General features: G+C 49.5%; 7 protein-coding genes. All 7 read right to left on the bottom strand.

Annotated elements, in window-relative coordinates; genetic code table 11:
• The coding region (locus tag Q1K24_RS02060; RefSeq protein ID WP_300365211.1) for a type II secretion system F family protein at window positions 1–1,196 on the bottom strand (1,196 nt) is incomplete at its 3' end.
• On the bottom strand, window positions 1,193–2,683 hold the full coding sequence (locus Q1K24_RS02055; RefSeq protein ID WP_300365208.1) for a GspE/PulE family protein: 1,491 nt from the start codon (window positions 2,681–2,683) through the stop codon (window positions 1,193–1,195). The genes Q1K24_RS02060 and Q1K24_RS02055, both read right to left, overlap by 4 nt.
• Window positions 2,667–4,502, bottom strand: a complete 1,836-nt coding sequence (locus tag Q1K24_RS02050; RefSeq protein WP_300365205.1) for a secretin N-terminal domain-containing protein — start codon at window positions 4,500–4,502, stop codon at window positions 2,667–2,669. The genes Q1K24_RS02055 and Q1K24_RS02050 overlap by 17 nt, the downstream gene beginning before the upstream one ends.
• Window positions 4,489–5,310, bottom strand: coding sequence for a PDZ domain-containing protein (locus tag Q1K24_RS02045; RefSeq protein WP_300365202.1), 822 nt, complete (start codon window positions 5,308–5,310; stop codon window positions 4,489–4,491). Before Q1K24_RS02045 ends, Q1K24_RS02050 begins: the two co-directional genes overlap by 14 nt.
• On the bottom strand, window positions 5,294–5,803 hold the full coding sequence (locus tag Q1K24_RS02040; protein ID WP_300365199.1) for a hypothetical protein: 510 nt from the start codon (window positions 5,801–5,803) through the stop codon (window positions 5,294–5,296). Before Q1K24_RS02040 ends, Q1K24_RS02045 begins: the two co-directional genes overlap by 17 nt.
• Entirely contained in the window at window positions 5,800–6,201 is a 402-nt protein-coding gene (locus tag Q1K24_RS02035) for a hypothetical protein (protein ID WP_300365196.1), read from the bottom strand. The genes Q1K24_RS02040 and Q1K24_RS02035 overlap by 4 nt, the downstream gene beginning before the upstream one ends.
• Window positions 6,194–6,925: a hypothetical protein gene (locus tag Q1K24_RS02030; protein ID WP_300365193.1), complete on the bottom strand. Its 732-nt coding sequence runs from the start codon at window positions 6,923–6,925 to the stop codon at window positions 6,194–6,196. The genes Q1K24_RS02035 and Q1K24_RS02030 overlap by 8 nt, the downstream gene beginning before the upstream one ends.
• Window positions 6,926–7,038 lie beyond the last annotated feature (113 nt).

Below are 7,038 nucleotides of genomic sequence, written 5' to 3'. Positions count from 1 at the left end.
TCTCCTAGACTGATCGAGAATATCGGCAGCAGCATCGAGATGACGAGGAAGCCGATGATGCCGCCGATGGTGAGCATCAATACCGGTTCGAGAAGGGCGAGCATCACATCGATGCGATCCCGGTTTTGCTGGGCATAGAGTTCGGCAAGACTTTTCAGTGAAAAGGCCAGATGCGAGCTCTTTTCTCCAAGTGCGACAGCATTGACGAAATCGTTGGGAATTTCCCTTTTTCCGACACTCTCTTTGACAGCCTGTGTAAAACTTTTTCCCTCGACGATTTGTGCGGCTATATTGCCAAAGAGCTTTTGAAGATAACGGTTTCCGATGGTTTGACTGGCAAATTTGAGTGCCTGGGCGAAAGGGACGCCGCTTTGGAGCAGAAGAGCCATGACACGACCGAAGCGTCCAAGTTCCATGAAAACAATCATATCCCCCAAAAGCGGAATTTTCAGTACAAATCGATCCATCATATATCCGAACTTTTCATTACTCTTCCATGAGAGTACCAGAGCCGAAATGAGAATAATCACAATGATCAGCATCAGCCAGGAGTATGCCTGGAAAAAGTGTGACAATGCCAATGTAATTTTGGTCGAAGTGGGCAATTCGCTCTTCGTCGATTCGAACATATCGACGATTTTCGGAATGATTGTCGTCAGCATGAAGTTGATCATCGCGATGGCAATGATCATGATGAACGACGGATAGATAAAGGCTTTGACGACATCGCGTTTGATGCGTTCCTGCTCCTGTACGTAGTCGGAGAGTTCGAGCAGGACCAATTCGAGATTCCCGCTCTTTTGTGCCACCTTGATCGTATGGAGGAAATAGGGAGGAATGAGATAGACGTTTTGTGATGCCAGTGCATCGGAAAAGGAACTTCCGCTCTCGATTTGCCGGACGATCTCTTCGAGAAAAGTCCGCTGTTTGCTCTTTTTCGGATAGTTGTCGGCAACCAGACGCAGCCCCTGGTTGAGTGAGATACCCGCTTTGAGATAGAGGCTGAGGTTGCGCCCCAGTGCCGCAATGAGTGCCGGCGGAATGGGACGCACAAAAAACTGCATCCGCTGTTTGATCGATTCGACGAGAATGCCCTCTGTTTTCAACAGCTCTTTCGCCACGTCGACGCTGGGAGCATGAAGCGTGCCTTTGACACGTTTGCCCTCTTTGCTATACCCCTTGTAGGAGAAGGTCATAACCCTTTGACTCCGATACGGATCGCTTCGGAAATACTTGTTTCCCCCGTTATGACCATCAACCGGAGCTCTTCGAACATCGGTTTGAAATCGGTCTCTTCAAGCAGGTAGCGTTTCAGTGACTGCTCGTCGGCACCGTATTTGATTTTCGAGCCGAATGCATCGTCCACCAGAATGATTTCGCCGATGGCACGGCGGCCCCGGTAGCCGGTGAAGCCGCACTTTTCACACCCTTTCGGGCCGTAGACTTTGGCGTCATCTGGAAGGTAGAAGTACTCTTTGTCATCTTCGCTCGGTGAGTAGGGCGTTTTGCAGTAGGGACAGAGTTTTCGTACAAGGCGCTGCGCGAGGACTCCGATGAGTGTGGAGCGGACCAGAAACGGGTCGATCCCCATGTCCAGTAGCCTGGGAATCGCTGCGACGGCACTGTTGGTGTGGAGCGTGGAGAGAAGCAGGTGGCCTGTCATGGCTGCCTGGGTCGCGATTTTGGCCGTTTCGGTGTCGCGCATCTCGCCTACCATGATGACGTCGGGGTCCTGGCGCAGGATGGAGCGGAGCGCTTCGGAAAAGGTGAGGTTGACCTTTTCGTTGACCTGGATCTGGTTGACGCCCGGAGCGTTGTATTCGACAGGGTTTTCGATCGTGACAATGTTGAAATGTTCGTGGTCGATCTCCTTGAGAAAGGAGTGAAGGGTCGTCGATTTACCGCTTCCCGTGGGACCGGTGATCAGTATCATTCCGTAGCTGTGTTTGAGCAGCGACTTGAGTTTGTTGTAGACTTCGACGGAGAAACCGAGATTGTGCAGAGAGGGAATCGACTCCCCTTTCATCAGCAGGCGCATAACAACTTTTTCGCCATAGTAAGTCGGCAGGATGGAAACACGCACATCCACGCTCGAGCCCGCAATCGTAATCTTCGTACGACCGTCCTGGGGAATGCGCGTTTCGGAAATATCAAGATTGGAAATGACCTTGATACGGTTGATGATCGATTCGATCGCTCCTTTTCTCAGAGTCGAAACTTTGTTCAGAACGCCGTCTATCCGGAACCTTACATCCCCCTCCCTTTCGAATGTTTCGATATGGATGTCTGTGGCACGGCGCTTGACTGCCTGGACGAAGAGAGAGTTGACATATCGAATGATGGGAGCGGAGTTTTCACTGTCGAGAAGATCTTCGTTCTGGAGGAAATTTTCGATCTCTTCCGGGTTTTCAAATCCCTCGATCTCCCCGATTCCCTCTTCGCTGCGTACTTCGAGAAATCGGTTTTTCAGATGGGTATAGCTTTCATCGTCAAGCTGAATGACCGGATATTCCCCTTCGAGATGCGAAAGGGCATTGATCATATTGGGATCAGGATTTTCATGTATACATGCATGAGGCTGCTCCTCGTATAGGCAGAAGAGAAGCCCGTTTTTCAGATAGAAATCGAGATTCGGGACCTCCGTATAGGCCGGGAGGTCGGGGTTGCTAACGCTCGAAAACATCGGTTGGGACACTTTCATTTTCATCGCGGTCGAAAGCAGCATTGCGCTCCTGAAGCCGTTTCTCCAGGACTTCCGCCAAATCTGCTTTGAGCTCTTCGGTTTTGGCGATTTTCATCTGTATTTCAGCGAGAGATTCGCTGTTTTTTACGATATAAGGCGTCAAAACGATGATGACATTGATCTGGTCTTTGATGTCGTTTTTGGAAGTAAAGATGGATCCGACGATCGGAATATCTCCAAGAAGCGGTACTTTGGTTTCCCCTTTTGAATAGTAGTCTTTCAGGAGTCCGCCGATGATGACGTTTTCGCCATCCCGCACGATGGCGACCGTCTGCACTTCCCGCTTGAATGTCGTGGGACGGTCGGCCACTTTGGTGCTCGACTGGTCGATATCTTCGAGTTTGGTTTTCACCTCCATCAGGACTTTGTTGTCACTCGCAATCTGCGGTTTGATTTCGAGCGTCAGGCCGATATCTTCACGACTGTAGGTATTGCGTGTCGTCGATGTCGTCTGGTCGCCTGTCGCTTCGCTGGTTAGAATCGAAATGGTTTTGCCGATATAGACGGAAGATTTTTTGTTGTTCAGACAGAGGATGTTGGGTTCGCTGATCACATTGACGGCTCCGTTCTGTTTCATCAGATCGATGACGGCGCCGACAGCGACATTGGCATCGATTTCGTCGAGATTCAACGCGCCTCGCAGAATATCGGGAAGCGTGAACACGCTGCCGCCCATATTGAGTTGTCCGGTCAGGAGTGCGTTGCCTGTAATACCGCCTGCCACCGCGCCCCATTTGATGCCGAGATTTTCCATTTTTCTCTGGCTGATTTCGTAGATATGGGCTTTGACATAGACCTGCTGCTGCTCGATATCGAGCTTTTTGATCACTTTGGTAATGAGATTCACAGCCTGTGGGGTACCCGTGATGGCGATGGCGTTGATGTCCTCTTTGGCCTGAACGGAGACGTGTGCCTGTGTCTCCTTGTCGAAACTCTTCATCAGGCCGGTCAGAATTTTGACCGTAGCCGTCGCTTCGGCATTGTTCAGGAAAATGACATCGCTCATCACCTCTTTGGCGCTGTTCTGTCTGTCGTAGTCTTTGACGATCCGGACGGCCTTGTTGATGTCGTGGGCATCGGCGATGACGACGATTTTGTTGCTCTTGCCGTCGGCACTGAGCGTGACAGGGAAGCGGAATGTTGTATTGAGCGCTTTGAAGATGGCATTGAGCTCTTTGATCGCGGTGAGCGCATCGGCATTGTCGAGTGAAATGAAACGGATCTCCTTTTTCATCGGCTGATCGATTTTGCGGATCATCGTTTCGAAATTTTTGATCTGTCTCGGATAGTCGGTCATGATGATGACATTTTTGTTGTTGTCGAATGTGACCGATGCAAACTGGCTGCTGAGGTAACGGAGTTTCTGTACGGCATCGCTCGCCTTGACGTAATGCACCGGGATGATTTTCGTCACCATTCCCGCCTCTGCCCGTTCGCTTGGACTCGCCATCTTTTTTGCGTTGGCGGCGCGGGTCACCATCATGTAGCCGTTGTTTCCGTCGATGATGGTGTACCCCCTGTTCTGGAGAATCTGGGTCAGCAGGGGAATCAGATCTTTTTTGTCGATCGGCTCTTCCGACACGAAATTGACATTGCCGCTGATTTTGTCGGTAATGAGAATATTTTTATGCGTCTCTTTCGCGACAAAATGGATCACTTCGCGTATCGGCGTGTTGTTGAAATTGATGGTGATCTTTTCCGCCATCATACCGGCCGGAAGTATCAGAGCGAACAATAAAAATAGTTTAAAAAATCTCATAATGAAGCTCCTTCCGCTCGCTTCCCCGTTTGATGGTCAAAGTCAGTGCGCTCAATTCATTAATTTTGTTGAAATATTTGAACGCATCGGTTTCACTGGATAGAGGATTGCCATTGATTTTCTCAATGATATCACGTTTACGTAATCCCATTTTATCAAAAACCGAGCCTTTTTTGATACTCGATACACCAAAACCGATGAGCTTGTTGTCCCTATAAATCGGTTTTATGGCGATGAATTTGAATATTTTTTTCACATCGTGCATCTCGTCAAGAAGTTCCCGGGGAATGTAGTAGGTGTCTCCCTCCTGACGTATCTGTTCCGCCAGATCCGAAGGTTTGCCCCTCTCTTTTCCTGCAGATTTCGCAACGGTGGCGGACGATTTCGCTTTTTTCATGGAAAGCCAATACTCTCTGCCGCTTTTTATCAATTTTACCCGGTCGGTATAGACTTCCGAGAGTCTGAAGCCGTCGATCGATTCACCGACTGTCAGGAGTTTGCTTTTGCCATGATGGACGATGATGGCCATACTGGGTTTTCCGACCGCCGTCATCGATAGCTCATACCCTTTGAGGGAGATTTGCGGAGCGTGTCGTACGGTTTGGCCCGGTTTGTGTGCCGTACTTTTCAACCCAAACGCTTTGGCGAATGGGTAATGTTCCTTGGTATGAGCCGATTGAATACGGCATTCCAGTGTCGGAACAGGAGGAAGGAACACATCGACGAACAAAGCACTCAACTTGGCTGCCAAAACGGTCATAAAGAGCCCAATGAGTATCGGGGAAATGCGTTCAAAAAGCCGTTTCATACACAAACTTTCCATTTTTTCGTTTGAACATCTGCAGGGTCGACCGATACTCTCTGCGCATCAACGAGGATGGCGTCAGATAGAGTCGGATGGTTCGCTCGGTCAGCGAAAACGTTCCATCGATTGATCCGAAATCGCCCATCGCCCGGATTTGTCCCTTCAGAGGCAGAATCGTAATATTGGCGATACGCGGTGGCAGTGCACTTGCCGCCATCCCTTCCAGTTGAATGCCCTCGGCAGCGATTTTCCACGGTGTTGCAGAAAACTTTCCAATCTTCGCGATAGGTGAATGGGCAAAAAGGAGTGTCATGGAAGCGATATCGCAGCCGAAAAGAGAAGCGGAACGCCTCTCGTAGCAGAGTGTGACATTCTCCCTGGCGGCTTTTTCGATAACGGCATTGCAGAGACGCTCTTTGGAAACCAATGCGAGTGTCAGTGCAAACCACAGAAAAAGGATGGCAATTGCCGCTATGATGCGTTTCAGCCATCTCATATGGAGACTCCCACTTTCACTTCGAGGTGTTGATCGTCGATTCGTCTGGCTCGGAAGAGTGAAATGGCGAGGTTGCTGTTCAGCAGCTTGTTGAGTACGGTGTCGGCATTTTTTTTCTCAAGTGTGAATGTAAATATCTTCTGGCCGTGCCGTTTCTGGATAGTGGGTGTGACCCGATAGAGCCTGAGCATCGTTTCAAACTTTTTGAGTGCCCGCTTCTGGCTCTTTTCGGACCATATTCGCTTCAGGCTCTCATATTGTCCTGTCAATGCTCTTTTCTCCTGGTACTCTTTTTCGATTTGATTTGTTTTGTACTCGATGAAGCCCGCCGCCGCCAACCACACAACGAGCAAGGAAACAACCGAGAGAGGTATCGCCTTCATGAAAGAGCTATTCACGGCTGCATCCTTTCGACGGAGAGCATTCGATTTTTATGATCCGTCCCCGAAGTGCTTTTTTAATGGCTTTGCGGAGTTTTGCCTGTTCGCCCGCTCTTTTCTGGTATCGGGAAATCAGCGATTTGACTTCATAGATGGAACGTTCGCTGCGAACCTTCTCGGACGCAGTCTGCAGAGCCCGCTCTTTTTGAAAGCGGAGTGCAAGATCCATCATCATCGTGATGGAGAGAATAACAAGAAGTGCCACCATCCACCCATTCGGTATCCGGCCGCTTTTTGTACGATTGAACGGTTTGGCGACGGCATAGAGATCCACGGAGTCAAGTGTCGGAAGTGTTCGGTTTTCATCTTTGAGTTCGATACAGATGCCGTTGATTGCATCTGCAATCAGATGGCTGTCGATGCGCAGGGGCATCTCTTCGGAAAACTGTTGCAGAAAGAAACATGGTGCATCGTTTGCTTCGATCTCGTCAAGCCGTATACCGAGTGCATCGGCATCGAAAGCATAGCAGTCGAATCCGTTGCCGCGCTTTTCGACATAGATGGTCCGATAGGAGTCCGGCCGCGAATCGAGAAAAGCGTCGGCAAGTTTTCTGGCTTTCGCAAGAGAGGTTGTCGGAAATTCGGCATGGGCATACCAATAGAGCGACGGAGAAAGAATAACGACCTTTTCCTCTTTTTCCAGTGTGACAATACTGTTTTCACGAATGTAGTACAGTGCCAAAAACCGCCTTTCCAAATTGTTTTCCCATCTCTACTCTTTTGTGCGTACCGGACAGTTGTTCTCCATCATTTTTTTCCGCTTTTGGACAGAAAGATGCCTTAGTCCGGATATTT

This window comes from Hydrogenimonas sp. (assembly GCF_029932565.1).
Lineage (GTDB): Bacteria > Campylobacterota > Campylobacteria > Campylobacterales > Hydrogenimonadaceae > Hydrogenimonas.
The sequence above is the reverse complement of the archived record's forward strand: the minus strand, read 5'-3'. Positions and strand labels throughout refer to the sequence as shown.